This is a genomic window from Streptomyces sp. ActVer (assembly GCF_027270795.1).
In the GTDB taxonomy this organism is placed as follows: Bacteria; Actinomycetota; Actinomycetes; order Streptomycetales; family Streptomycetaceae; genus Streptomyces; species Streptomyces umbrinus_A.
Genome location: NZ_JAPWHT010000878.1, coordinates 1 through 1453, shown reverse-complemented (window position 1 = coordinate 1453; position 1453 = coordinate 1). Strand labels below are relative to the sequence as shown.

The window sequence follows — 1453 nt, the reverse complement described above, 5'->3', positions numbered from 1 at the left end:
CAGCGCCGGGTCCTGGAGTACGCCGTCGGGGAGGGGGCCGGCGCTGGGCCCGGTCCGCGGCACGACACCGTCCAGAGAACGACTGCTGCTCGCCGACAACCGTGACCTGACGGCGATCGGGGCCAGCGACTTCGAGGGGTCCTCGCTGCTGCTGTACGGCCCGCACCTGGACGTACAGACCTTGCGGTCCCTGGTGCCGCGCGGCGGCCACGAAACGGCTGTAGGCGAACTGCGTATCCGCTCCGAGGAGCAGGCCGATGCCGCGGCCGACGGCATGATCAGCGTCCTGCGGGCCGCGCACACCACGTGCACCGCGCTCGCCGTGCTTCTGGCCCTGCTGGCGCTGGTCCTGGAACTGCTGCTGTCCGCCGAGGCGCGCGGCCGCACCACCGCCTACCTGCGCACACTAGGCCTGGGCAACCGTGCCACCTCGGCGCTGCACCTGCTGCAGCTGCTGCCGATGGTGGTGGCGGCGGTGGCGGGCGGCACCGCCCTGGGCCTGACACTGCCCGCACTGCTCGGCCCAGCCCTTGATCTCCGGGAGTTCACAGGCGGACCCGCCGCCCCCACCCCGCACCCCGACCTGCTGCTGACCGCTGCTCTGGGCGCAGGCCTGGGCGTGCTGGTGGTGGTGGCGGTGGGTGTGGAGACCTGGATCGGACGGCGCCGCGGGCTCGGCGCGGTCCTGCGACTGGGGAGGAACGGTGACTGACCCTCACGCCGGCGACCTGCGCCACCTGGAAGACAGAGCCCGCGAGGCCGTCCGCCCGCAGGCGGACGAGGGGCTCGTCGTGTGCGACAACCTGGTCCGCGTCTACCGCACCGACGAGGTCGAGGTCCAGGCCCTCCAGGGCCTGGACCTGGTGGTCGAGGAGGGCGAGTGCACGGCGCTCGTCGGCGCGTCCGGGTCCGGCAAGTCGACCCTGCTGTCCATCCTCTCCGGACTCGACCTGCCCACCGCGGGCCGCGCCCGGGTCGCAGGTCACGACCTGCTCGCGCTGGGGCGGCGCGAGCGGCTCGGCTACCGCCGCCGCACAGTCGGCTTCGTCTGGCAGCAGACCGGCCGCAACCTGCTGCCCTACCTGACCGCCCTGGAGAACGTGGCACTGCCCATGAAGTACGTACGTGTGCCGCGCCGCCAGCGAGCCGCACGCGCTGCCGAACTCCTCGACGTCCTCGGCGTCTCCTACTGCCGCGACCGGCGGCCGGCCGAACTCTCCGGCGGCGAACAGCAACGCGTGGCCGTCGCGGTCGCCACGGCCAACACCCCGCAGGTGCTGCTCGCCGACGAGCCCACCGGCGAGTTGGACACCGCCAGCGCCGAGGAGGTGTTCGCCGCGCTGCGCCGCGCCAACGAGGAACTGGGCGCCACCGTCCTGGTAGTCACCCACGACCCCCTGGTCTCCGGGCAGGTCCGCCGCACGGTCCGCATCCGCGACGGCCGCACCTCCAC

General features: G+C 73.6%; 2 protein-coding genes. Both read left to right on the top strand.

What is annotated here, in order from left to right; genetic code table 11:
- Positions 1–712 (top strand): FtsX-like permease family protein (locus O3Q52_RS53015; protein ID WP_332113036.1); only part of this gene is annotated, 712 nt, incomplete at its 5' end.
- A gap of 16 nt (positions 713–728) precedes the next feature.
- The coding region (locus tag O3Q52_RS53010) for an ABC transporter ATP-binding protein (protein ID WP_269655538.1) at positions 729–1453 on the top strand (725 nt) is incomplete at its 3' end.